Source organism: Streptomyces triticisoli, assembly GCF_003270085.1.
Classification (GTDB): Bacteria; Actinomycetota; Actinomycetes; order Streptomycetales; family Streptomycetaceae; genus Streptomyces; species Streptomyces triticisoli.
This window is the reverse complement of the sequence record NZ_QFDQ01000087.1, coordinates 18318-42947: the sequence shown is the minus strand read 5'-3', so window position 1 is coordinate 42947 and position 24630 is coordinate 18318. Positions and strand designations below refer to the sequence as shown.

At 71.9% G+C, this 24630-nt stretch carries 20 protein-coding genes, 2 pseudogenes and 1 riboswitch; of the genes and pseudogenes, 7 read left to right on the top strand and 15 right to left on the bottom strand.

The features are described 5' to 3' along the window. Positions 1 to 467 (bottom strand): annotated as a pseudogene (locus DEP02_RS15415) (metallophosphoesterase); the annotation flags it as partial. A gap of 36 nt (positions 468 to 503) precedes the next feature. Continuing rightward, the gene (locus DEP02_RS15410; protein WP_112467892.1) at positions 504 to 743 is read right to left on the bottom strand and encodes an SCO4848 family membrane protein; all 240 of its coding nucleotides are present in this window, start codon (positions 741 to 743) and stop codon (positions 504 to 506) included. A 91-nt stretch (positions 744 to 834) separates the two neighbouring features. On the opposite strand from DEP02_RS15410, the gene DEP02_RS15405 reads away from it, so the two are divergent. After that, positions 835 to 2109 (top strand): D-alanyl-D-alanine carboxypeptidase family protein, encoded by a 1275-nt coding sequence (locus DEP02_RS15405; RefSeq protein ID WP_232839135.1) that lies wholly within the window; start codon positions 835 to 837, stop codon positions 2107 to 2109. Here the strand turns inward: DEP02_RS15405 and DEP02_RS15400 are convergent. Beyond that, entirely contained in the window at positions 2057 to 3040 is a 984-nt protein-coding gene (locus DEP02_RS15400) for a YihY/virulence factor BrkB family protein (RefSeq protein ID WP_112467897.1), read from the bottom strand. The two genes, DEP02_RS15405 and DEP02_RS15400, sit on opposite strands and share 53 nt — an antisense overlap. 86 nt (positions 3041 to 3126) lie before the next feature. Between DEP02_RS15400 and dprE2 the strand changes: the two are divergent. Next, positions 3127 to 3888: pseudogene (gene dprE2 / locus DEP02_RS15395) on the top strand (decaprenylphospho-beta-D-erythro-pentofuranosid-2-ulose 2-reductase); the annotation flags it as partial. Between the two features lie 267 nt (positions 3889 to 4155). On the opposite strand, the gene DEP02_RS15390 reads toward dprE2, so the two are convergent. Together DEP02_RS15390 and trpS are read right to left on the bottom strand one after the other, a co-directional pair. After that, entirely contained in the window at positions 4156 to 4737 is a 582-nt protein-coding gene (locus tag DEP02_RS15390; protein ID WP_112467890.1) for a 2'-5' RNA ligase family protein, read from the bottom strand. Between the two features lie 177 nt (positions 4738 to 4914). Beyond that, positions 4915 to 5925 (bottom strand): tryptophan--tRNA ligase, encoded by a 1011-nt coding sequence (trpS, locus tag DEP02_RS15385; RefSeq protein ID WP_112467889.1) that lies wholly within the window; start codon positions 5923 to 5925, stop codon positions 4915 to 4917. Positions 5926 to 6138: 213 nt separating this feature from the next. Between trpS and DEP02_RS15380 the strand changes: the two genes are divergently transcribed. The 4 genes from DEP02_RS15380 (at position 6139) to DEP02_RS15365 (ending at position 9180) form a co-directional block, all read left to right on the top strand. Continuing rightward, on the top strand, positions 6139 to 6741 hold the full coding sequence (locus DEP02_RS15380) for an RNA polymerase sigma factor (protein ID WP_198668450.1): 603 nt from the start codon (positions 6139 to 6141) through the stop codon (positions 6739 to 6741). After that, entirely contained in the window at positions 6734 to 7621 is an 888-nt protein-coding gene (locus DEP02_RS15375; RefSeq protein ID WP_232839134.1) for a hypothetical protein, read from the top strand. The genes DEP02_RS15380 and DEP02_RS15375 overlap by 8 nt, the downstream gene beginning before the upstream one ends. A gap of 120 nt (positions 7622 to 7741) precedes the next feature. After that, on the top strand, positions 7742 to 8449 hold the full coding sequence (locus DEP02_RS15370) for a hypothetical protein (RefSeq protein ID WP_232839133.1): 708 nt from the start codon (positions 7742 to 7744) through the stop codon (positions 8447 to 8449). 107 nt (positions 8450 to 8556) lie between these two features. Continuing rightward, positions 8557 to 9180 (top strand): hypothetical protein, encoded by a 624-nt coding sequence (locus DEP02_RS15365; protein ID WP_112467893.1) that lies wholly within the window; start codon positions 8557 to 8559, stop codon positions 9178 to 9180. On the opposite strand, the gene DEP02_RS15360 is transcribed toward DEP02_RS15365, so the two are convergent. Continuing rightward, positions 9181 to 10635, bottom strand: coding sequence for a glycine hydroxymethyltransferase (locus DEP02_RS15360; RefSeq protein ID WP_112467888.1), 1455 nt, complete (start codon positions 10633 to 10635; stop codon positions 9181 to 9183). A gap of 31 nt (positions 10636 to 10666) precedes the next feature. Beyond that, positions 10667 to 10782: riboswitch (ZMP/ZTP riboswitch) on the bottom strand. Between the two features lie 125 nt (positions 10783 to 10907). On the opposite strand from DEP02_RS15360, the gene rocD reads away from it, so the two are divergent. Next, the gene (gene rocD, locus DEP02_RS15355) at positions 10908 to 12113 is read left to right on the top strand and encodes an ornithine--oxo-acid transaminase (RefSeq protein WP_112467887.1); all 1206 of its coding nucleotides are present in this window, start codon (positions 10908 to 10910) and stop codon (positions 12111 to 12113) included. Between the two features lie 14 nt (positions 12114 to 12127). Here the strand turns inward: rocD and DEP02_RS15350 are convergent, their stop codons facing one another. The 9 genes from DEP02_RS15350 to DEP02_RS15310 all read right to left on the bottom strand — a co-directional run bounded on the left by DEP02_RS15350 (position 12128) and on the right by DEP02_RS15310 (position 24515). Continuing rightward, positions 12128 to 13315, bottom strand: a complete 1188-nt coding sequence (locus DEP02_RS15350; protein ID WP_112467886.1) for a glutathionylspermidine synthase family protein — start codon at positions 13313 to 13315, stop codon at positions 12128 to 12130. A gap of 7 nt (positions 13316 to 13322) precedes the next feature. After that, positions 13323 to 13667, bottom strand: coding sequence for a hypothetical protein (locus DEP02_RS15345; RefSeq protein ID WP_112467885.1), 345 nt, complete (start codon positions 13665 to 13667; stop codon positions 13323 to 13325). Between the two features lie 183 nt (positions 13668 to 13850). Beyond that, the gene (locus DEP02_RS15340) at positions 13851 to 14804 is read right to left on the bottom strand and encodes an ABC transporter substrate-binding protein (protein WP_112467884.1); all 954 of its coding nucleotides are present in this window, start codon (positions 14802 to 14804) and stop codon (positions 13851 to 13853) included. A gap of 4 nt (positions 14805 to 14808) precedes the next feature. Then, positions 14809 to 16758 carry an ABC transporter permease gene (locus DEP02_RS15335; protein ID WP_112467883.1) on the bottom strand — a complete coding sequence of 650 codons (1950 nt, stop codon included), beginning with the start codon at positions 16756 to 16758 and terminating at the stop codon, positions 14809 to 14811. After that, positions 16758 to 17933, bottom strand: a complete 1176-nt coding sequence (locus DEP02_RS15330; protein ID WP_232839132.1) for a quaternary amine ABC transporter ATP-binding protein — start codon at positions 17931 to 17933, stop codon at positions 16758 to 16760. Before DEP02_RS15330 ends, DEP02_RS15335 begins: the two co-directional genes overlap by 1 nt. Beyond that, positions 17933 to 19462 (bottom strand): GMC family oxidoreductase, encoded by a 1530-nt coding sequence (locus DEP02_RS15325; RefSeq protein ID WP_112467882.1) that lies wholly within the window; start codon positions 19460 to 19462, stop codon positions 17933 to 17935. The genes DEP02_RS15330 and DEP02_RS15325 overlap by 1 nt, the downstream gene beginning before the upstream one ends. 135 nt (positions 19463 to 19597) lie before the next feature. Beyond that, positions 19598 to 21124 carry an aldehyde dehydrogenase family protein gene (locus tag DEP02_RS15320; protein ID WP_112467881.1) on the bottom strand — a complete coding sequence of 509 codons (1527 nt, stop codon included), beginning with the start codon at positions 21122 to 21124 and terminating at the stop codon, positions 19598 to 19600. Positions 21125 to 21389: 265 nt separating this feature from the next. Next, entirely contained in the window at positions 21390 to 22379 is a 990-nt protein-coding gene (locus tag DEP02_RS15315; protein WP_112467880.1) for a malate dehydrogenase, read from the bottom strand. Positions 22380 to 23267: 888 nt separating this feature from the next. Continuing rightward, a complete protein-coding gene (locus DEP02_RS15310) occupies positions 23268 to 24515 on the bottom strand; it encodes a helix-turn-helix domain-containing protein (protein WP_232839131.1) in 1248 nt (415 codons plus the stop codon). Between the last annotated feature and the right edge of the window lie 115 nt (positions 24516 to 24630).

Genomic DNA, 24630 nt, shown 5'->3' with positions numbered 1-24630 from the left:
ATCCGCCCGCCGGCCCCCGCCCCGCCGCCGAGCCCCGCCCCGGAGCCGGCCGTCGACGGACCGCCGGGCGCCGCCTCGCGGGAAAGCGCCGGCTCGCGGATCACGTCCGTCCGCCCCTCATGCCCCGCCCCGGAGCCCGGCTTCGCCGGGCGGGCGAGGAGACGGCGGAGGACCGGCCGCAGGGGTTCGGCGGCCAGGGTGGCCAGGAGGAGGTAGAGCGACAGGGCCAGCCAGAGGAAACCGGGCCAGGCCAGGGCGCGCTGAAGCCAGAAGGGGGCACCGGCGCGTGCACCCACGAAGGCCGCGACCGCCAGCAGCCAGCCGCCGGTGATCAGGACCGCGCCGACGCGCCGCACCGGGCCGGGGCCGCGGGTCGTGTCGCGGAACAGGCGCCGCCACAGGTACCAGTTGGCCGCCACCACGAGGGCCAGGACGAGCAGCGCCACAAGCACGAAGACGACCGCCATGCCGTACGTACCTTCCGGGTCGGGGTGTCGAAAACGCTATGACGTCCGGCGCAGTGCGCGCAGTCCGCGCAACCCGATGGCCCCGATGACCGTCCCCAATACGAAGGAGACGACGGCGAGCGTCAGATGCACCCAGAAGTACGCCGTCGGGTGCCCGTCGTCGAACGCGAGCCCGCTGCTGTCCTTGACGAGATTCTTGACGAAAGTGACCCAGATGACCCAGCTCCACACCCCGAAGGCGAGCAGGAACCAGGAGACGGGGCGGCTGAGCTTCATACCTTCAGTATCGCTGCCGGGCGCCGGGTTCCGCGCCCGGGGTGGGAGGCCGGGAGGAACGTCACTGCCGACGCCAGGTACGTTTCCGACCGTGCCCGCACCCCAGAAGACCACCAGACGCTGCCTGCTGGTCACTTCAGCCGCCCTGTTGTCCGTCTCCCTGACCGCGCCCGCCGCCCTCGCCGCGCCGGCCACCCCGGGGACGAGCCCGTCGGCCACTCCCCCGGCGCAGATGTCCACCGTGGGCGGCGCCCGTCTGGGCCTGCCGGGCACGCAGGCCGACCTGGCGAACGGGGCTCCCGTCCTGCCGAAGGGCATCACCGCCCGCTCCTGGATCGTGGCCGACGCCGAGTCCGGCGAGGTTCTCGCCGCGCACAACGCGCACTGGCGGCTGCCCCCGGCCAGCACGCTGAAGATGCTGTTCGCCGACACCGTCCTGCCGAAGTTCCCCAAGACGCAGACGTACAAGGTCGACCCGGCCGACCTGGCCGGCGTGGGCGCCGGCTCCAGCCTGGTCGGCATCAAGGAGAACGAGACGTACACGGTCCACGACCTGTGGCTGGGCGTCTTCCTTCGCTCCGGCAACGACGCCGTGCACGTCCTGTCCGCGATGAACGACGGCGTCGAGCGGACCGTCGAGGACATGAACGCGCACGCGCAGGAGCTGCAGGCCCTCGACACGCACGTGGTGAGCCCGGACGGCTACGACGCCAAGGGCCAGGTCTCCTCTGCGTACGACCTGACGCTGATCGCCCGCTCCGGGCTGCAGAAGAAGGACTTCCGCGAGTACTGCTCGACCGTACGGGCCCCGTTCCCCGGCGAGACGAAGAAGAACAAGAAGGGTAAAACCACCCGGGGCTCCTTCGAGATCCAGAACACCAACCGGCTGCTGAGCGGCGACTACGACATCTCCGTCTACCAGGGCATCGCGGGGGTGAAGAACGGCTACACCACCAACGCGGGCAACACCTTCACCGGCGTCGCCGAACGCGACGGCCGGGTGCTGCTCGTGACGGTGATGAACCCGGAGAAGAAGGAGCACAACGAGGCCTACAAGGAGACCGCCAAACTGTTCGACTGGGGCTTCGCCGCCGCGGGCAAGGTACGGCCGGTGGGTGAACTGGTGCCGCCGAAGAGCGCGGCCGGCGCGAAGGGCCGGCCGGGCGCCACGCCCTCGGCCGGCCAGGCGGGCGGCGGATCGTCGTCCAAGCCCGTGGCGAGCGCCTCCGTCAGGAGCGGCTCCAGTGGCGCCGGTACCGCCCTCGGGATCGCGGGCGGTGCCCTGGTGCTGTTCGCCGCCGCGGCGTTCCTGGTCAACCGCCGCTGGCCGCTGCCGGACCTGGTGCGCCGCCGGAGCCGTCCCTGAGCCGGACGCCCCTGAGCCGGACGCCCCTGCCACCGTCGCCGTCCCTGCCGCCTTGGCCGCAGGCTTGGCCGCCGGCTTCGTCCTCCTTGCCGCCCGTCGCCGTCCAGGCGGCGCAGTACAGGACCAGCTTGGAGGTGAGGTTGATCCACAGCAGCAGGGCGACGGGGACACCGAAGGCGCCGTACATGCTCTTCGCCGCCACCCCCTGGATGTAGCCGCTCAGCAGCAGTTTCAGCAGTTCGAAGCCGACCGCGCCGAGCAGCGCGGCGACGAGCAGCCGGCGGCGCGGCGGTTCGACGCCGGGCAGCAGGGTGAGGACGTACAACAGCACCAGGAAGTCGGCCAGTACGGCGACCGCGAACGCGACGACCCGCAACACCACGCTGCCCCAGCCGTGTTCGTCCAGCCCGATCTGCCGGGCGGTCCAGCCGACGGCGGCCGAGGCGACGGTGGACACGGCGAGCGTGACGAGCAGCGCGCCGCCGAGGCCCACCAGGATGCCCGCGTCCTTCACCTTGCTCAGCAGCGGGTTCTCCTCCGGGTCGGGCAGCTCCCACACCGCGCGCAGACAGTCGCGCATCTGGGCGACCCAGTTGACGCCGGTCAGCAGCAGGGCGGCGCCGGCGATGACCCCGACGGTGCCGGCGTTCTGCACCAGGGCGCCGATGTCCAGCTGGCTGCCGAGGCCCGGGAACTGCTGGGCGATCCTGTTCTGGAGCGTGTGCTGCTGCTCAGCGCTGAGCGTGGCCGCGCCGATCGCGGCGCCCACCGTCAGCAGTGGGAACAGGGCGATGAAGCTGATGAACGTCATGGCGGCGGCCAGCCGTGTCCACTTCACCCGGTCCAGCCGCTCGTACGACCGCCACGCGTGCGTGGCCATCAGGCGCGCCGCCCACGGCCCGACGACGGGGAGTCTCTTCAGCCAGTCCATGATGCGCACTGTGCCCGCTCGACGGCCGCGCCAACACCGCGTTTCTGCGGCAAACCACGCATACCCGGACGATACAGTCCTCTGCCGTGAGAGCTGCCCCCGGTCCGACCCGTCTCCCCCAGTCCCTCCTCGTCCTCGGCGGCACGTCCGAGATCGCCCTGGCCACCGCGCGCCGCCTGATCACCCGCCGCACCCGCACGGTGTGGCTGGCGGGCCGCCCGTCGCCGGCCCTGGAGGAGGCCGCCGCACATCTGCGCACCCTGGGCGCCGACGTGCGCACCGTCCCCTTCGACGCGCTCGACCCCGAGTCCCACGAGACCGCCCTCGGCAAGGTCTTCGCCGAGGGCGTCATCGACATGGTGCTGCTGGCCTTCGGCGTCCTCGGCGACCAGGCGTACGACGAACGCGAACCGCTGAACGCCGTCCGGGTCGTCCGGACCAACTACACCGGGGCGGTGTCCGCGGGACTCGTCGCCGCCCGGTCGCTGCAGGACCAGGGGCACGGCTCGCTGGTGGTGCTCTCGGCGGCGGCCGGTGAACGCGCCCGCCGCGCGGACTTCATCTACGGCTCCAGCAAGGCCGGTCTGGACACCTTCGCCCAGGGTCTGGGCGACGCTCTGTACGGCACGGGCGTGCACGTCATGGTCGTACGCCCCGGGTTCGTACGGTCCAGGGCGACCGCCGGACGGGAGGCCGAACCCCTCGCCGTCACCCCGGAGGAGGTCGCCACCGCCGTCGAACTGGGCCTCAGGCGGCGCTCGGAGACGGTGTGGGTGCCCGGTGTGCTCCGGCTGGTGACGTCCGTACTGCGGCATCTGCCGCGCGCGGTGTTCCGGCGGCTTCCGCTGTACTGTGGGAGCGGCCAGAGGCGACGGGGAGGCCCTGAACCATCTCGCTGGTGGAGCAGGGGCCCCGCACTCCCCCAGAGGGGGCACCCCGGGCACCGCACCCGGCGTCCCAGATCGCACGGCAGCGCTACCCCGGCCGGTCCAGCACACCGCAAGCCCGCAAGCCCGCAAGCCCGCAAGCCGACCATCACACGATCGAGCTAAACCGGTCTTATACACGCTCCTTGGCGAGCAGTTGCCAACCCCCGCTGTCCCCTCCTGCTGCCGCTAGCGGGTGGGCAGTGTGCCGCGGTCCACGGGGCCCGCCTGCGGGGGCACCACCGTGCAGCCGCCGAAGCCGAACTCGCGCAGCTTGCGCCACACCCCGTCAGGACCCTGCTCATGCAGGGCGAATCCGGTGCACGGCCATTCGGCCTCGTACGCGGCGAGTTCCTCGAGGGCGCGGTCCATGGCCGCGTCGTCGATGCCGTGCGCCACCGTCACATGCGGGTGGTAGGGGAACTGGAGTTCGCGCGCCACGGGTCCGGAGGCGTCGCGGACCTGCTTCTGCAGCCACGCGCACGCCTCGGCGCCCTCGACGACCCGGACGAACACCACCGGCGACAGCGGCCGGAAGGTGTCCGTGCCGGACAGCCGCATGGTGAACGGGCGCCCGGCCGCGGCCACCTCCGTCAGATGGGCCTCGACGGCAGGCAGTTCGGCGTCATCGACCTCCGTCGGCGGCAGCAGGGTGACGTGCGTGGGGATCCCGTGAGCCGCGGCGTCGCCGAAGCCCGCGCGCCGCTGCTGGAGCAGGCTGCCGTGGGGCTCCGGGACCGCGATCGACACCCCGATCGTTACGGTCCCCACGTCGTCTCCTGTCGTCGTGTCGGAAGCGTCGTCTGTCTGGTTCTCAGCTGTTTGGCTCTCAGCCGCTACGTCACTGCCGTCCGGCTTCGACTGTACGTCCGCGGCCGTGTTGTGGGCAGGCGCAACCATGTGATGTGCAGCGCTCTGCCCGGTGCCCTGTGTGTGCCGTGGTGCGCCTCAGCGCTTGGCGGACAGGAAGCCCACCCTGTCGTATGCCTGGGCGAGGGTCTCCGCGGCGACCGTACGCGCCTTCTCCGCGCCCTTGGCCAGGATCGAGTCCAGCGTCTCCGGGTCGTCCAGGTACTGCCGGGTCTGCTCGCGGAACGGCGTCACGAACTCGGTCATGACCTCGGCGAGGTCCGTCTTGAGCGCGCCGTAGCCCTTGCCGGCGTACTTCTCCTCCAGTTCGGCGATGTCCGCGCCCGTCAGGGTCGAGTAGATCGACAGCAGGTTGCTGACGCCGGGCTTGGTCTCCGGGTCGAAGCGGATGACGGTGTCGGTGTCGGTGACCGCGCTCCTGACCTTCTTCGCGGTGGTCCTCGGCTCGTCGAGGAGGTTGATGAGGCCCTTCGGCGTGGACGCCGACTTGCTCATCTTGACCGTCGGGTCCTGCAGGTCGTAGATCTTCGCCGTCTCCTTCAGGATGTACGCGCTCGGCACGGTGAAGGTCTCGCCGAAGCGGCCGTTGAAGCGCTCGGCGAGGTCGCGGGTGAGCTCGATGTGCTGGCGCTGGTCCTCGCCGACCGGCACCTCGTTGGCCTGGTACAGCAGGATGTCGGCGACCTGGAGGATCGGGTACGTGAACAGGCCGACCGAGGCTCGGTCGGCGCCCTGCTTGGCGGACTTGTCCTTGAACTGGGTCATCCGGGACGCCTCGCCGAAGCCGGTGAGGCAGTTCATGACCCAGGCCAGCTGGGCGTGCTCGGGGACGTGGCTCTGCACGAAGAGGGTGCAGCGCTCCGGGTCCAGTCCGGCGGCCAGCAGCTGGGCGGCGGCGAGCCGGGTGTTGGCGCGCAGCTCGGCCGGGTCCTGCGGGATCGTGATCGCGTGCAGGTCGACGACCATGTAGAACGCGTCGTGGGTCTCCTGCAGAGCCACCCACTGGCGGACGGCACCGAGGTAGTTGCCGAGGTGGAAGGAGCCTGCGGTGGGCTGGATTCCGGAGAGCACGCGCGGCGGTTGCTGCATGGCGAAGCCATTCCCCTGAGGGTGGTGGTGGGAGACGGGCGGGCGGTCAGAGGACATGCTCACCATTCTCTCAGGTGCTGGATCCTCTCCGTTCCGGATCCCCGGTCCGGAACGGGGATCCGGAACGGGGATCCGGAACGGGGATCCGGAACGGGTCGGGAACAGGTGGGGAACAGGTGGGAACCGAATCGGCTCGCGCGGTGTAACAAGGGTGTGAGGACGCGGGAGGGGGGCCGCATCGTCGATGAGGCCGCGGTGATCGCTCGCGTACGCGCCGGGGAGCCGGAGGCGTACGCGGAGTTGGTGCGGGCCCATACGGGCATCGCGCTCAGGGCGGCCGCCGCGCTCGGAGCGGGGGCGGACGCGGAGGACGTGGTGCAGCAGGCCTTCGTCAAGGCGTACTGCGCCCTGGGCCGGTTCAGGGACGGCTCGGCCTTCAAGCCGTGGCTGCTGTCGATCGTCGCCAATGAGACCAGGAACACAGTGCGCACGGCGGCCCGGCAGCGCACGCTCGCCGGCCGGGAGGCCGCCTTCGTGGAGACCGAGCCGCTGATACCGGAGTCGGCGGACCCGGCGGTGGCGACACTGCAGGCCGAGCGCCGCGCCGCCCTGCTCGCCGCGCTGGAGCAGCTGAGCGAGGAGCACCGCCTGGTCGTCACCTACCGCTATCTGCTGGAGATGGACGAGTCGGAGACCGCCCAGGCCCTGGGCTGGCCTCGCGGGACCGTGAAGTCCCGGCTCAACCGTGCCCTGCGCAAGCTGGGCCGTCTGCTGCCGGATTTCCAGCCACGGGAAGGGGGTGAGGAGCGTGCGTGAGCCGGAGGACACCTCTCGGCTGCGAGAGGAGTTGCGGGCACTGGGGCGGTCGCTGGACGCGCCGGGGGCTGCGGGTTCGGCGGGTTCTGCGGCGGGACCGGAGTCGATGGTGGAGCGGGTGCTGCAGCAGATACTGGCCGATCAGGTACCTGTGCCGGTGGCCGAGCCGGCGGACGCCGGGGAGCGGCTGCGGGCGGTGCGGCACTGGACACGGATGCGGTGGCGCTCGCTGACGGCGGCCCTGTGCGGTCTGCTCACGGTGCTCGTCCTCACACCCCCGGTGCGGGCGGAGGTCCTCGACTGGTTCGGCTTCGCGGGCGTCGAGGTGCGCTACGACCCGTCGGCGGTGCCCTCGCCGGGTGCGCGGGTCCCCGGCTGCGGCCGGTCGCTGTCCCTGGCGCAGGCCCGGCGGCAGGCCGGTTTCGAGCCCGTGGTACCGGACGTGCTCGGTGTGCCGGACGCCGTGACGGTGACCGATGAGCCGCAGGGGCGGTCGCTGGTGACCCTGTGCTGGTACGAGCACGGACGGACGGTACGGCTCGACGAGTATCCGGAGCGGTTGGACGTCGGCTTCGGCAAGAGTCTGCGGGAGCCTGTGGAGTGGGTGCAGTTGGACGAGACGGCCTCGGAGGGCGGGATGCGGAACTCCGCCCTGTGGTTCCGGAACCCGCACGTGCTCACCCTCTGGCTGGTGGACGCCGACGGTCACCGCTTCACCCGCAGCAAGCGGACGGCCGGCCCGACGCTGCTGTGGGTCCGGGAGACCCGCGACGGCGATGTGACGCTCCGGCTGGAGGGAGTGGCCTCGAAGGAGCGGGCGGTGCGGATCGCCCACTCGGAAGCCCGGGGGGCCGGAACGTCCGGGCGGCCGCCGAAATAGTGCGCGCGGGGTGGGAACCCCGGCGGGCCGGGCGGTGTACCAGAGGTGACACGCGGCCGGTGACGGGCCGCACGGGGACCGGCCATGGGGGTTCGGATGGGCAAGTGGAAGGTTCGAGAAATGACCGCGCTGGCGGGCGCGCTGGCGGTGGTGCTCGCTGTGATGGTGTGGGGCGCGTCCTCCGCGTCGGCCGGCGGGCCGACAAGCGTGCTGGTGACCTCGCCGGGGAGCGCGAAGGCCACGGGGCTGTACAACTCCGACAAGGACTATCTGGCTCTGGAGCAACTCCTGGGCCCGCTGGGCGCGGGCGGCATGAAAGCGCCGTCCGAGGCCGACCTGGCCAACGCCCGGCAGATCAACGCGACCTGGCTGATACACGACGTAACGGTGTGGCGGCTCGACCGCATCTTCCCGTTGACCGACAAGAACGCCGTCTGGATCCACACGGCGGCACACGCGTCCGACTCCAGGGCCGGCAACTGGCACCTCGCCCAGCAGCCCGACCGACTTCGGGCCTTGCTCAAGAAACTGGGCATGATGGGCAAGCCCACGAGTGACGGGTACAGCGGCATCTTCCCGCTGCCGGAGGAGGAGGACACGGCCACAGCCGACACCGCCACACCGGACGCCGACACGGGGACGCAGACGGTACAGGCGAGTGCGCCGACCGCGGGTGGTGACGGCACCGGCTGGTGGTGGGCGCTACCGGGAGCGGCGGCCGGTGCGCTGCTCGCGCTGGTGCTGCGGCCCTTCGCGTCGAGGCTGCCGCTCGAGCGCCTGCGGCGTGAGCGGGAACCGGGCCCCAGGCAGGAACTGCGGGACGTGTAGGACGCGTGCGCGGGACGAGGGAGAGGGTTGGTCGGATGTCACTGCGGGGCGGGCGCACGGCGCCGCGGCTCATCTCCGTGCTGCGGGTGTCGGTGACCGTGGCGGCGATGGTGTGCGGGATGCCGGCGGTCGCGACGGCCGCGGACAGGGACAATGCGCCGCGCCCGCCCGATGTTGCGCTGGTCGTGGTGGGCGGCTCGGGGCGGACGAGAGCGTTGCACTCGGAGGATCGCGACTTCGCCCGGCTCCAAGAGCTGCTGCGGCCGTCGTACACAGGGACGGAGCCGGTGCCGACGGCCTGGGCGGAGGGGCGGTATCCGGCGGTGCGGGTGACCGTGGTGTGGGGGCTGACCGGGGTCGGGGGGTGGCCGATGACGAGCAGGCCGCCGGGAGGGGATGTGGCTGTGGACAGGCAGGACCAGTTGATCGTGGCGGAGGACGGCACGCCGTGGGTGCGCTCGGACCTGGCGCCGGATGTGGAGGACGACGACATCCGCTGGCACCGGGCGCCGCGGGATCTGTACGAGCGGCTGGACCGCCGGGGGCTTCTGGGCGGCGCGGACGGTACGTCACCCGGCGGGGCTCGGGACAGGAGAGGTGACCCCCTGTGGTGGGCGGCCGGCGGGCTCGCCGTCGGGGTCGGCGGCACGTTGCTGATACGCCGCGCGGCGGCCCGGAGAAGTGCCGGACCGCCGCGGGAGGAACCACGACAGGAGCTGATCGAGCTGTGATCAGCCGAGGTCGATCTCCGGGTACAGCGGGAAGCCGGCCACCAGGTCGGTCGCGCGGTGGGAGATCTCGTCGGCGATCTTCGGGTCGAGGACGTGGGCGGCCTTGGACGGGGCGCCCGACTTGGTGGTGCCGGGCTCGGTGACCGTCAGGACGCGGTCGATCAGGCCGGCGACCTCGTCCATCTCGGCGGTGCCCAGGCCGCGGGTGGTCAGCGCGGGCGTGCCGACGCGGATGCCGGAGGTGTACCAGGCGCCGTTGGGGTCGGCCGGGATCGCGTTGCGGTTGGTGACGATGCCGGACTCGAGCAGGGCGGCCTCGGCCTGGCGGCCGGTGAGGCCGTAGGAGGAGGCGACGTCGATCAAGTTGAGGTGGTTGTCGGTGCCGCCGGTCACCAGGGTGGCGCCACGGCGGGTCAGGCCCTCGGCCAGGGCGCGGGAGTTGTCGACGATCCGCTGGGCGTAGTCCTGGAAGGAGGGCCGGCGGGCCTCGGCCAGGGCGACCGCCTTGGCGGCCATGACGTGCGGGAGGGGGCCGCCGAGGACCATCGGGCAGCCGCGGTCGACCTGGTCCTTGAGGGAGTCGTCGCACAGGACCATGCCGCCGCGCGGGCCGCGCAGCGACTTGTGGGTGGTGGTGGTGACGATCTGGGCGTGCGGGACCGGGTCGAAGTCGCCGGTGAGGACCTTGCCGGCGACCAGGCCCGCGAAGTGGGCCATGTCCACCATGAGCGTGGCGCCGACCTCGTCGGCGATCTCGCGCATGATCCGGAAGTTCACCAGGCGCGGGTAGGCGGAGTAGCCGGCCACGATGATCAGCGGCTTGAACTCACGGGCGGTGGCGCGCAGGGCCTCGTAGTCGAGCAGGCCGGTGGCCGGGTCGGTGCCGTAGGAGCGCTGGTCGAACATCTTTCCTGAGATGTTCGGGCGGAAGCCGTGGGTGAGGTGGCCGCCGGCGTCCAGGGACATGCCGAGCATGCGCTGGTTGCCGAAGGCCTGGCGCAGTTCGGCCCAGTCGGCCTCGGAGAGGTCGTTGACCTGGCGGACGCCGGTCTTCTCCAGGAAGGGGGCCTCGACACGGTCGGCGAGGACGGCCCAGAAGGCGACGAGGTTGGCGTCGATGCCGGAGTGCGGCTGGACGTAGGCGTGGCGGGCGCCGAAGAGTTCGCGGGCGTGCTCGGCGGCCAGCGACTCGACGGTGTCGACGTTGCGGCAGCCGGCGTAGAAGCGGCGGCCGACGGTGCCCTCGGCGTACTTGTCGCTCAGCCAGTTGCCCATGGCCAGCAGGGTGGCCGGGGAGGCGTAGTTCTCGGAGGCGATCAGCTTGAGCATCTCGCGCTGGTCGGCGACCTCCTGGCCGATGGCGTCGGCCACGCGCGGTTCGACGGCGCGGATCACGTCGAGGGCGGCACGGAAGGCGGTGGACTCGTGGGACAGGGGCGCGGACTTCTCGGGCATCAGGACCTCCGGACATGGCGTTCGGCGTTCACGGTACGGCCCAGGCGCACGGCACTCTTCACCACGTACGGGCCGCTCCCCGATGGTCGGTCCCATCCTTGGGTCCTGGCGTCGCCAGGACACAGCACGCCAGTCACGGCCCGTGGTCAGCCTACCGGGCGCGCCGAACGGCGCAGTTCCCGCGTCCACCATGCGAGCGGGGATAGGAAGGAGGACGGCCTCCCCTTCGCCGGGGGGCGTCCCTCGTCGTCCTCGGGAGTTCGGGAGCCGCCGTGACCGCTACGGAAGACCTCATCGCCGCCGCCGACGCCCACAGCGCGCACACCTACCATCCGCTGCCCGTGGTGATCGCCACCGCTGACGGCGCCTGGATGACGGACGTGGCGGGCCGCCGGTATCTCGATCTGCTGGCCGGTTACTCGGCGCTGAACTTCGGGCACCGCAACCGGCGGCTGATCGAGGCGGCCAGGGCGCAGATGGAGCGGGTGACGCTGACCTCGCGGGCCTTCCACCACGACCGTTTCGGCGCGTTCTGCGAGCAGTTGGCGGCGCTGTGCGGCATGGAGACGGTGCTGCCGATGAACACGGGCGCGGAGGCGGTGGAGACGGCCGTGAAGACGGCCCGCAAGTGGGGCTACACGGTCAAGGGCGTGCCCGCGGAGATGGCGAAGGTCGTGGTCGCGGGCAACAACTTCCACGGCCGTACGACGACGATCATCAGCTTCTCCACCGACCCGGAGACGCGGGCGGACTTCGGGCCGTACACGCCGGGCTTCGAGATCGTGCCGTACGGGGACCTGACGGCGATGCGGTCGGCCATGACGGAGAACACGGTGGCCGTGCTGCTCGAGCCGATCCAGGGCGAGGCGGGGGTGCTGGTGCCGCCGGCCGGTTATCTGCCGGCGGTGCGGGAGCTGACCCGGGAGCGGAACGTGCTGTTCGTCGCCGACGAGGTCCAGTCGGGGCTGGGGCGGACGGGCCGCACCTTCGCGTGCGAGCACGAGGGGGTCGTCCCCGACATGTACGTCCTGGGGAAGGCGCTGGGCGGCGGGCTCCTGCCGGTGTCTGCGGTGGTGTCGTCGCGGGAGGTGCTCGGGGTGTTCCGGCCGGGCGAGCACGGGTCGACGTTCGGCGGGAACCCGCTGGCGTGCGCGGTGGCGCTGGAGGTGATCGCGATGCTGCGCACGGGCGAGTACCAGGCGCGGGCCGCGGAGCTGGGCGAGCACCTGCACCGGGAGCTGGGACAGCTGGCCGGCGCGGGGCGGGTGCGGGCGGTGCGCGGGCGGGGGCTGTGGGCGGGGGTGGACGTGAACCCGGCGTTCGGGACCGGCCGGGAGGTCTCGAAGAAGCTGATGGACCGGGGTGTCCTGGTGAAGGACACCCACGGTTCGACCATCCGGCTCTCCCCGCCGCTGGTGATCGGCGAGGAGGACCTGGACTGGGGTCTGGACCGGCTGCGGGCGGTGCTGGGCGGATGAGCGCCGGTGTCCCGCTAGAGGATCACGTGGGGCAGGAAGCGGGCGTACCCGTCCGTGACCAGGCCGGCCGACTCGCGGATGCCGAGGCCGGCCGCCTCGTCCTCGACGACCCAGGCGCCGAGGACGACGTGGTTGCCGTCGAAGGCGGGCAGCGGGGCGAGGGCCTGGTAGCAGCAGGGCTCGTCGCTGACGGGCGGGCCGCCGCTGCCGGGCCGGTGGATCGTCACTCCGGCGCCCTCCCGGCCGAGCAGGGGTTTGGCGACGTAGCCGGTGGTGGCCGCGAGGTCGCGGGGGCCGTCCAGGTGGGTGGGGAGGAGGTTCGGGTGGTCCGGGTACAGCTCCCAGAGGACGGCGAGCAGGGCCTTGTTGCTCAGCAGCATCTTCCAGGCGGGCTCGATCCACAGGGTGGAGCCGGTGCCGCCGCCGTTGTCGAGGGTGTCCAGGACGTGGCCGGCGAAGCGGTCGGTGGTCAGCCACTCCCACGGGTAGAGCTTGAAGATGCTGCGGATGAACCGCAGTCCGTTGTCGACGAAGCGTTCGGACAGCGGGTCCCAGCCGATCTCCTCCATGGATATCCAGTCGGTGTCGAGGCCGGCCTGTTCCGCGGTCTCCTTCAGGTAGGCGACCGTCATCAGGTCCTCGCCGGTCTCGTCGTCGCTGGTGTGCGCGAAGTGCAGGGGGCTGCCGGGCGGCAGCAGCGGGGCCTGCTTCCGCCAGGCGGCGACGAGGCGTTCGTGCAGGGAGTTCCACTGGTCGGCGCCGGGGAAGCGCTCCTCCATCCAGAACCACTGGGGGGAGGCGGCTTCGACCAGGGAGGTGGGGGTGTCGGCGTTGTACTCCAGGAGCTTGGCCGGGCCGGTGCCGTCGTAGCGGAGGTCGAAGCGGCCGTAGAGGGAGGGGAGTTCGGCACGGCGGTGCCAGGACTCGGCGACGGCGTGGGCGACGCGCGAGTCGGTGATGCCGAGGTCGGCGAAGCGGTCGGCGGTGACGATGTGGTCCGCCGCGGCGAGGCACATGCGGTGCAGTTCCTCGACCGTCTCCTCCAGCGCCTCCACCTCGGCGAGGGTGAAGACGTAGTGGGCGCTCTCGTCCCAGTAGGGGCGGAAGGAGTTGTCGGGGTGTCTGGTGAGCGGGTAGACGAGGCCCTGGGCCTCGACGGTCTGCTGCCAGCCGGGGCGGGGCGTGAGGGTACGGCGCTCCATGCCGGCCTCAGCCGCCGGACTTGCCGCTGCCGCCGCCGAAGCCGCCGCGGTTCACACCGCCGCTGCCGCCGCCCGCACCGCCCGAGCCGCTGCGGGGCCTGGTGAAGGAGCCGCCGTTGACCCAGCCGCTCTTCTTCTTGCCGCCGTAGTACCAGTCGCTCTTGGAGGACACCTCGGCGGACTTGCAGTTCTTGTCGGAGACGACCTTGTAGCCCTTGCCGTAGGTGTAGCTGTCGCGGTCCACACAGCGCTTGTCCGGGTCGGAGGAGCAGGCGGTGAGCGCGGCGGCGAGCAGTCCCATGCCACCGAGTACGACCGTGCCCGAGCGAAGTCGCCGACGTGCGTCCGCCATGTCCGTGTCTCCCCGTTGTCCCTGTTGCCTCTGTTGTCTCTTGGGTCGCCGAGTCGCTTGTTTCATGCGCCTGTTGACCGGTTTCGACTGCCAGCCTAGAGACCGGCGGGGGCGGTCTGACGGCCGGGTCCCGCCGTGATCGTTCACGGCGGGACCCGGCACGGGGCGTTCAGATGTCCGTCATCAGGACAGCCACGCCCTCCATGTGGACTCGTGGCCCTCCACCCACTTCTTCGCCGCCTCGGCCGGGGTGAGCTTCTGGTCGGCGATCAGCAGGGAGACCTCGTTCTGGTCCTCGGTCGTCCACTTGAACTTCTTCAGGAAGGCGGCCGCCTTGCCGCCGGACCTGGCGAAGTCGGCGTTGAGGTACTTCTGCAGCGGCGTGTGCGGGTAGGCGCAGGCGACCTTGGCCGCGTCCGCGTCGCAGCCCTCCTTGTACGGCGGCAGTTCCACCTCCGTCATGGGGACCTTCGCGGACAGCCACTGCGGTGTGTACCAGTACGTCAGGAAGGGCTTCTTCTCCTTGGCGAACTGCTTGATCTGGGTGATCTGCGCCGCCTCCGAACCGGCGAAGACGACCTGGTAGTCCAGGTTCAGGTTCTTCACCAGGGCCTTGTCGTGGGTGAGGTAGGCCGGTGAGCCGTCCATCAGCTGGCCCTTGTCGCCGCTCTCCGCGGTGCGGAACTGGTCGGCGTACTTGTTGAGGTTCTTCCAGTCCTTGATGTCGGGGTGCTGCTCGGCGAAGTACGTCGGCACGAACCAGCCGATGTGCCCGGTGACCCCGAGGCTGCCGCCGCGCGCGATCGTCTTCTTGTCCTCGACGTACAGCTGTTCCTGTTCGGGGTGGCCCCAGTCCTCCAGGATCGCGTCGACCCGGCCCTGGCTGAGGGCGTCCCAGGCGGGCACCTCGTCGATCTGGACGAGGTCGACGCGGTAGCCCAGCTCGTGCTCCAGCAGGTACTGCGCGACGGCCACATTGGACAGGGCGCCGACCCAGGACTGCACGGACAGGGTCACGGTCCTGGCGCCCTTGGCGTTGGCGAACGGCGAGGCCTGCTTGGTCATGTCGGCGGCACCGCAGCCGGTGGTCAGCGCCAGGACGGCCACGGCGGCCGTCAGAGTCGTACGACGACGCACTGCGTCACGCTCCCTTCTTCGCGCGCCGCTGGGTCGGCTGCGTCACCCGGTCGAGCATCAGGCCGAGGCAGACGATCGCGAGGCCGGCGACCAGGCCGGTCGCCAGGTCGCCCTGGGCCAGGCCGAAGACGACGTCGTAGCCGAGCGCGCCACCGCCGACCAGACCGCCGATGATGACGACGGCGAGGACGAGCACCACGCCCTGGTTGACGGCGAGCAGCAGCGCCGGGCGGGCGAGCGGCAGCTGCACCTGGCGCAGCTGCTGTCCGCTGGTCGCGCCGAGCGAACGGGCCGACTCCAGGGCCGCCGGGTCCACCTGGCGCAGGCCCTGCGCGGTGATCCGTACGACCGCCGGGAGGGCGTAGACGACGGCCGCGGCGACGGCCGGGGCGCGGCCCACGCCGAACAGCGCGACGACCGGGATCAGGTACACGAACTGCGGCATCGTCTGGAACACGTCCAGAACCGGGCGCAGCAGCCGCTCGACGCGGTCGCTGCGGGCGGCGGCGACACCGGTCGCGAAGCCGAGGACGAGGGTCACGGCGACGGCCGCGAGCACCTGGGACAGGGTGTCCAGGGACGGCTTCCACACGCCGAGCACGCCGATCGCGGCCATGGCGAGTACGGCGGTCAGCGCGGTGCGCCAGGTGCCGATCAGCCAGGCCAGGGCGGCCACGATCAGCAGGACCGACCACCAGGGCAGCCACTGCAGGCCGGAGCGGACCGGGTCGAGGACCCAGGTGGTGAAGCGGCCCGCCCAGTCGGCGGTGCCGCCGATGTACGGGACGCCGGAGTACAGGTGGGCGGTCATCCAGTCGACGGCGCGGTTGACCGGCTCGTCGATGCCGACGGTCCAGCCCGTGGGCCAGTCCAGGCGGCCCGCGAGGCGGGCGGCCAGCGCCACGACCACGGTCGCCGCGGCGGCTGCGGCGGTGTGGAGCCAGGGGCGGGGATCGCGCCGGCCCTGCCCCAGACGCTCTCCCGCCGCGCCCGTCACCCGGTCCAGTACGACGGCCAGCAGCACGATCGGGATGCCGGCCGCGAGCGCGGCGCCCACGTCGACCGAGGCGAGCGCCTGGTAGACGCGGTCACCGAGGCCGCCGGCGCCGATCACGGAGGCGATGACCGCCATGGACAGCGCCATCATGATCGTCTGGTTGACGCCGAGGAGGAGCTCCTTGCGGGCCAGCGGGATGCGGGCGGTCAACAGGCGTTGACGTGCGGTGGCACCGAGCGAGTCGACCGCCTCCAGCACCTCCTTGTCCGCGCCGCGCAGGCCGAGCGCGGTCAGACGGGCCATCGGCGGGGCGGCGTAGATCACCGTGGCGAGGACCGCGGCGGGTACGCCGATGCCGAAGACCAGCACGACGGGGAGCAGGTACGCGAACGCCGGCAGCACCTGCATGGTGTCCAGGACCGGGCGCAGGGCGCGGTACATACGGTCGGACAGCCCGGCGGCGAGGCCGAGCAGCGCGCCCACGACGACGGAGGCGAGGACCGCGACCACCATCAGGGCCAGGGTCTGCATGGTCGGCACCCACATGCCGAGCAGGCCGCAGGCGAGGAGCGCTGCCGCTGTGCAGGCGGCGAGGCGGGTGCCGGCCACGCGCCAGGCGATCAGCGCGGCGGCGGCCGTGACGCCCGCCCAGCCCGCGGCGAGGAGGGTGAGGTAGACGGCGCGTACGGAGATGACCACGGCGTTGCTGACGTGGCCGAAGAAGTGGAGGAACAGGGGGTGGCTGTCCCGGTTGTCGATGATCCAGTCGCTGGCGCCGCCGAGGGGGCTGGACAGGTCCACGGTCAGGGCCTGCGGCCAGGCCCCGCCGGCCCAGTGGATGTGGGCCGGCGGGACGAGGACCGCGGCGAGGACGGTGAGGGCTACGAGTTTGTGGGTGGTGCGGTGTTTCAGCACGGCTGGGACTGTGCGGGGGGCTGGTGTGGTGAGCGTTGCCATCAGACGGCCCCCGCGTCGGGGCCGCTGTCGCCCGGGGTCGCTTCCCCGCCCTCGCGGGGCGCTGCTGCGGCTGCTGCGGCTGTTGGAGCTGTGGGGGCTGTGGGGGCTGCCACACCCGCCACTACGCCGAGCAGGGCGTCCGAGTCGACCATGCCCACGCAGCGGCCCTCGTCGACCACTCGGGCCGGGGCTCCTGCTCGGGCCACCGCCTCGATGGCCTCGGCGACCGTGGCCTCCGGGGGGACCGCCGGGCCGTTGCCCGCGTCTTCCGCCGACGCGGGGCGCATGGCCCTGCGGACCGTCATGACCTGTTCGCGCGGGACGTCGCGGACGAAGTCGCGGACGTAGTCGTCGGCCGGGGAGCCCACGATCTCCTCGGGTGTGCCCAGCTGGACGATGCGGCCGTCGCGCATCAGGGCGATGCGGTCACCGAGCCGGAGGGCCTCCTGCAGGTCGTGGGTGATGAAGACCATCGTGCGGCCCTCCTCCTCGTGCAGGCGGATCACCTCCTCCTGCATGTCCCGCCGGATGAGCGGGTCGAGCGCGCTGAACGGCTCGTCGAACAGCAGGACTTCGGGGTCCACGACCAGTGCGCGGGCCAGGCCGACGCGCTGGCGCTGGCCGCCGGACAGCTGGCCGGGGCGGCGCTGCTCCATGCCCTCCAGGCCGACCTTGGCGACCATCTCGGCGGCCCGCTCGCGGCGCTCGGCCTTGCCGATGCCCTGGATCTGCAGGCCGTAGGCGACGTTGTCGAGGACCGTGCGGTGCGGCAGCAGGCCGAAGTGCTGGAAGACCATCGCGGCGCGGTGCCGGCGCAGTTCGCGCAGCCGGGCCCTGTCCATGGCGCGGACGTCCTCGCCGTCGATGGCGATGGCGCCCGCGGTCGGCTCGATCAGCCGGGTCAGACAGCGCACCAGCGTGGACTTGCCGGAGCCGGACAGGCCCATGACGACGAAGACCTCGCCCTTGCGCACGTCGAAGGAGACGTCGCGGACGGCGGCCGTGCAGCCGGTGCGCTCACGCAGCCCGGCCGGGCTCAGGGCGCTGAGTTCCGGGTCCGCGGGGACGCGGGCCGCCTTGGGGCCGAAGACCTTCCACAGGCCGTCCACCGCGAAGACGGGAGCCGCGGCGGAGTCGTCGTTGGGCGGTTTGCGGGTGGGGACTGCGAGAGCCATCAGCTCTCACCTCCGATCAGATCGACGGCCTTCTCCCCGACCATGAGCACTCCGATCATCGGGTTCACGGCGGTCATGGTCGGGAACACGGAGGCGTCCGCGATACGGATGCCCTCCAGGCCCCGGATGCGCAACTCGGGGTCGACAACGGCGAGTTCGTCGTCGGCGTCGCCCATCTTGCAGGTGCCCGCCGGGTGGTAGACGGTGTGCGCGACCTTGCGGGCGTACTCGCTCAGCTCCTCGTCGCCGGTGACGTCCGGGCCGGGGCACACCTCGCGCTTGAGCCAGTTGGCCAGCGGCTCGGTCTTCGCGATCTCACGGGCGATGCGGATGCCGTCGACGAGGGTACGGCCGTCGTAGTCGTCCTCGTCGGTGAAGTAGCGGAAGTCCAGGGCCGGCTTGACCGACGGGTCGGCGCTGGTGAGGTACAGCCGGCCCCTGCTCTTCGGCTTGGGGATGTTCGGGGTCATCGACACGCCGTACGGGGGCCGTTCGTAGCCCAGGCGCTCGGGATTGTCCGTGAACGGGATCTGGTAGAAGTGGAACATCAGGTCCGGGCCCGCGTGTTCAGGGTCGCGGCGCACGAACAGGCCGGCGTCGGAGTCCATCGCGGAGTTGTCCGGGATGGGTCCGTCCGTCTCCCACACGATCACCGACTCGGGGTGGTCGAGCAGGTTCTCGCCGACGCCCGGCAGGTCGTGCACGACGGGGATGCCGAGCTCCTCCAGGTCCGCCCTGGGGCCGATGCCGGAGTGCAGCAGCAGGCGGGGCGAGTCGACGGCGCCCGCGCACAGCAGGACCTCGCGGCGGGCGCGTACGAGGATCTCCTCGCCGTCCTTGGTGCGCACGTGGACGCCCTCGGCGCGGGCGCCGTTCACCTCGAGCTTGTACGCCCAGGTCTCCAGCAGGATCGTCAGGTTGTCGCGCTCGTCCATCACCGGGTGCAGATACGCCACGGAGGCGCTGGAGCGCTTGTTGTTCTCCGGGTGGTAGGCGAGGTCGAAGAAGCCGACGCCGTCGTTGAACGGCTTCTTGTTGAAGCCCTCCACGCGCGGCACGCCGAGCGCCGCCTGGGCGGCGTCGACGAAGTCCCGGGCGATGGCGTTGCGGTCCTTCTCGTCGACGGCGACGATGTTGTTCTTCAGGCGGGCGAAGTACGCCTCCATCTGGACCGCGCCCCAGCCCTTGGCCCCGGCCGCCTCCCACTCGTCCCAGTCGGACGGCAGCGGTTTGAAGGCGATGAGCGTGTTGTGGGAGGAGCAGCCGCCCAGCACGCGGGCGCGGCTGTGCCGGATGTGGGAGTTGCCGCGGGGCTGCTCGGTGGTCGGGTAGTCGTAGTCCAGTTCGCCGCCGAGCAGGCCCATCCAGCGGCGCAGGGTCAGCACGTCCTCGCGGCCGACGTCGCTGGGGCCGCCCTCGACGACGGCGACGGTGACGTCCGGGTTCTCGGTGAGGCGGGAGGAGATCACGGATCCTGCCGTGCCGCCGCCTATGACGACGTAGTCGAACTCGTGGGTGTTGTCGTGCATGGGGGAGGTACTCCTGTGATGACGAGGAGGTCGGAAAAACTTCAGAGGAAGAACAGGAAAGAACAGGAAAGAACGGGAAGGAGCGGGGGAGGAACAGCGGTGCGCGGCACCGGCGTCAGGGGTGGTGAGCGGGGCTCAGCCCGCGAACCAGCGCACCGGGCCGGGGGCGAGGTTCTGGTAGACGTGCTTGGTCTCGCGGTACTCGGCGAGACCGGCGGGGCCGAGTTCGCGGCCGACGCCGCTCCTGCCGAAGCCGCCCCACTCCGCCTGCGGCAGGTAGGGGTGGAAGTCGTTGATCCACACGGTGCCGTGGCGCAGCCGGCCGGCCACGCGCCGGGCGCGGCCCGCGTCGGTGGTCCACACGGCGCCCGCGAGGCCGTACTCGGTGTCGTTGGCGAGCGCGACGGCCTCGTCCTCGGTGCGGAAGGTCTCGACGGTGAGGACGGGTCCGAAGACCTCCTCCCGGACGACTTTCATCTCGCGGTGGCAGCGGTCCAGGACGGTGGGCTCGTAGAAGTAGCCGGTGGCGGGCCGCTGCGGCGACGGCTCGGGGCGCCGGCCGCCGCAGCGCAGCACCGCGCCCTCGGCGAGCGCGGATGCGACGTACGCCTCGACCTTGGCACGCTGCTGCTCGGAGACGAGCGGGCCGCACTCGACGCCGGACTCGGTGCCGCGGCCCAGCCGGATCCTCTCGGCGCGGCGGGCGAGTTCGGTGACGAAGCGGTCGCGGACGGACTCCTCGACGATGAGCCGGGCGCCGGCGGAGCAGACCTGGCCGCTGTGGATGAAGGCCGCGTTGAGGGCCTGGTCGACGGCGGTGTCGAAGCCCTCGTCGGTGGCGCAGGCGTCGGCGAAGACGACGTTGGGGTTCTTGCCGCCGAGTTCGAGGGCGACCTTCTTGACGGTGGGGGCGGCGGCCTGGGCCACCTTGGCGCCGCTGACCAGGCCGCCGGTGAAGGAGACGAGGTCGACGTCGGGGTGTTCGGCGAGCCGGGCGCCGACCGTGTGGCCGGGGCCGGTGACGATGTTGGCGACGCCCGCGGGCAGGCCCGCCTCGACGAGGAGTTCGATCAGGGCGACCGTGGTGAGCGGGGTGATCTCGCTGGGTTTGACCACGAAGGTGTTGCCCGCGGCGAGCGCCGGGGCGATCTTCCAACTGGCCTGGAGCAGCGGGTAGTTCCAGGGTGTGATCATCGCGCAGACGCCGACCGGCTCGTGCACGACGACGCTGTGGATGTCGGGCGAGCCCGCGTCCACGACCCGGCCGGGGGCTTCCGCTGCGACCAGGTCGGCGAAGTAGCGGAAGGCGTCGGCGACGCAGTCGATGTCGACGCGGCCCTCCTCCAGGGTCTTTCCGGCGTCCCGGCTCTCCAGCAGGCCGAGCTCCTCCCGGTCGCGCACCAGGAGGCCGGCGACCCGGCGCAGCAGGGCGGCGCGCTCGGCGACCGGTGTGCGCGGCCAGGCGCCCTGCCCGCCGTCGAAGGCGCGGCGGGCGGCCTCCACGGCCAGGTCCGCGTCCTTCTCGTCGCCCTCCGCGACCACGGCGAACGGCGTCGCGTCCGCGGGGTCGAGGATCTCGCGCGTGGCACCGCCGACCGCTCCACGCCACTCCCCGCCCGCGTGAATGGTGCCGCGCGCGTCGCGTTCCGTACTGTCCGCCATGATCGGTACTGCCTTCCGTTCCTGCTCAGTGCCTCTGCGTCACATCGGTGTGACCCGCCGGGCAAGCTGAGCCTCTGCCCCCTTCCGTGCCGTCCATGCCTGAGCCGTGGCCGAAAGTGTTCAGGGTCACGGAACTTGGGGACATCAGGGGACAAGAGGTGCGGAATTCCGGGTCGTTCCGGCAGCTGGAACGGCCACGGGCCCCGCCGCCGGAGGAAACCGGCGACGGGGCCCGTACGGGGTGTGACGGAGGGAGCCGTACGGCTCAGACGAGGCCGAGGCCGCGGACCGCCTCGCGCTCCTCCTCCAGCTCCTTGACGGAGGCGTCGATGCGGGCACGGGAGAAGTCGTTGATCTCCAGGCCCTGGACGATCTCGTACGTGCCGTCCTCGCAGGTGACCGGGAAGGAGGAGATCAGACCCTCCGGGACGCCGTAGGAGCCGTCGGACGGGATGGCCATGGAGGTCCAGTCGCCCTCGGCGGTGCCGTTGACCCAGGTGTGGACGTGGTCGACGGCGGCGTTGGCGGCGGAGGCGGCCGAGGAGGCGCCGCGGGCCTCGATGATGGCGGCGCCGCGCTTGGCGACGGTCGGGATGAAGTCCTCGGCCAGCCACTTCTCGTCGCCCACGGCCTCGGCGGCGTTCTTGCCGGCGACCGTGGCGTGGAAGATGTCCGGGTACTGGGTGGCGGAGTGGTTGCCCCAGATGGTCAGGCGCTTGATGTCGGAGACCGACGAGCCCGTCTTCTTCGCGAGCTGGGTCAGCGCGCGGTTGTGGTCCAGGCGGGTCATGGCGGTGAAGCGCTCGGCCGGTACGTCCGGCGCGGCGGCCCGGGCGATCAGCGCGTTGGTGTTCGCCGGGTTGCCGACGACCAGGACCTTGACGTCGTCGGCGGCGTGGTCGTTGATGGCCTTGCCCTGCGGCTTGAAGATGCCGCCGTTGGCCTCGAGCAGGTCACCGCGCTCCATGCCCTTGGTGCGCGGGCGGGCGCCGACGAGGAGGGCGACGTTGGCACCGTCGAAGGCGACGTTCGGGTCGTCGGTGATGTCGATGCCCCGCAGGAGCGGGAACGCACAGTCGTCCAGCTCCATGGCCGTGCCCTCGGCGGCCTTCAGCGCCGGTGTGATCTCCAGGAGCCGCAGCTTGACCGGTACGTCCGCGCCGAGCAGCTGGCCGGAGGCGATGCGGAAGAGCAGGGCGTAACCGATCTGGCCGGCCGCGCCGGTGACGGTGACGTTCACGGGAGTGCGGGTCATGGCGTTCTCCGTATGACAGCTGGCGGTGGGGCGTGCCTGCCCCGGGAGCGGGATCCCGTCGCCGACTCGTGACCGGCGCCGCCACGATGATCGATCACGGGTACGGATGATCGATCTCTTGGCGTCAAGAGAGATCCACTCGTCAGGCTATCGCCTCCCCGTCATCCCGGTCGGCCGGACCCGTGTGGCCCGGCCCACAGGGCGGCCACGTGGCGGCCCTGTGACGCACGAGGGGCGGCCGCCCGTCCGGAGAGGTGGGGACGAGGGCGGCCGCCGTAGGGGGATCTCCGGACTGCCGGACTCCCGTGGGGGTGAGGTTCACGTGCCCCGCTCGGCGCTTCCCATGCCTGTCCGGCGCCACTTCTTCCACCGGCCGCCCGGCACACCGCTCCCACCGGTCCCGCCGGTCCCAGCGGTCCCGGCCAGGGCTTGTCCGGAGTTGCCCGTCGCCCGCCGGGAGGGCTGACTCCGCGGCGCCCGGTGCCGGGGATGCCTCCCACGCCCTTCGGGCAGTGGGGGGGAGCATCGCAGGGCGGAGAGCCACCCGTGCACTGGGCGTACGCGGGCGATACCGGCAACGCGACGAGGTGCCCTGCCTGGAGGCACCTCCCGGCCGCCGGGCGGGGAGGGCGTCGCGGCGCGGGCGGCAGACTCCGGACAGCGCACCTAGTGCCGCGACAGGCAACGTTCGCCCCGTCGCGACGCCCGGCACGCTCCCCCAAGCTCTTCGAGCAGGGGGACCCCCACTCGCCGCACCAGCCGAAAGCCCAAGTACGTCCAGTACGAGGACTTCCGGCCGGCACTCCCCCAAGCTCTTCGAGCAGGGGGGACCCCCAGAGCACGCACCGGACGCCGCTCCTTGACGGGCGAACATTGCCTGCCACGGCACTAGTTCGCGCACCCCTGCTGTCCGGAGGCCAGCGTCGCGCACGCCGTCACCTGTGCCGCGTCCTTCACCGCGACCATCGGCGTGTACGCGATCGTCTCGCCGGGCCTGGTGATGGTGCCGGTCTCCTTGTGCTTGCCGACCGTGACCTGGACCTCGTCGCCCGGCACGGCCTTGGTGATACGGGCCCAGGCGGCGCCGCAGGTCTTGCTGTAGCGGACCTCCAGGAAGGTGGCACCGACGGTGACGCTCCGGGCGGTGGTCACCAGCTCGCCGCTGCACCCCATGTTCTCGGCGTCCTTGCCGGTGCAGCCGTTCCCGCTGCACTTGACCCCGGGCGGCAGGTTGAGCGGGGTGTCGGCGGAGGGGGACGGCGACTTGCCCGCGTCGGCCTTCCCGTCCCCGTTTTCTCCGGTGAAGTGGAAGACGGCGGCGATCACGACCAGCACGCCGACCAGGCCGGCGAAGAACATGGTCAGCTGCTGTTTGCGCGCCCCGCCGGCGCCGCCGCCGGAGACGGGCGGGGGAGCCTGCGGAGGACCGCCGTACGGTTCCGAGGGGGCGGGGGCGGCGGCGTACGGGCTCGGCGCGCCCGGCGTACGCCCGGTGCCGTCGGGCTGGGACGGTACGGAGGGCGAGGCCGCCCCGGCCCCGGGAGCGCGCCCTCCTGTCCGGGACGGCCCCCGGTAACCGGCCACGTTCCAGGAGTTGCCGCCCGCGGGGGTCTGCGCGCCGGTACCGGAGTCGGTGCGCGCGTCGGCGCCGGAGCCGGAGGCCGGCCCGGCCTTCTTCGACGCGCTCTCCCGGGCGTCGGCGTCGGACGCCGTCGGCTGCGCCGGCACCACCGGGGTTCCAGGGGCCTCCGTGGCGCTGCCGCTCCTGCGGGGCGGCTTGCTCCCGTTGGCCTCGGCGCCGGGGGCGTCGCCGCCGAAGTCCCCGAGCTCGGCACGCGCCTGGGATATCCGGATGGCCTCCATGGTGCGGTCGTGGCGCATCTCCGCGCGGCTCCAGGCGCGCTCGGCGAGCTCCCACATGGTGGTGAGGTGGACCGGGTTGGTGCCGGTGACCTCGGCGAGGGCCACGACCGCGCCCTTGGGCGCCAGGAGCCGGCCGTTGAGATAGCGCTCCCAGGAGGTCTTGCTGTAGCCCGTGCGATCGGCGAGCGCGGCGATGCTCAGGCCGCTGCGGTCCACGAGCCGCCGCAGTTGACTCGCGAACTCCTTTATCTGCGGATCGAGCTCATCGGGCAAGGCCTTCCAACGAGGCATCGTGTCCCCTTCCCCCCGGTACGTGCTGGCTGTTCCCCGCGCGTGACGCCCTGTGCCGAGTCCTCGTTCCGGCTACCCACAGGGATGCGCCCCGCCA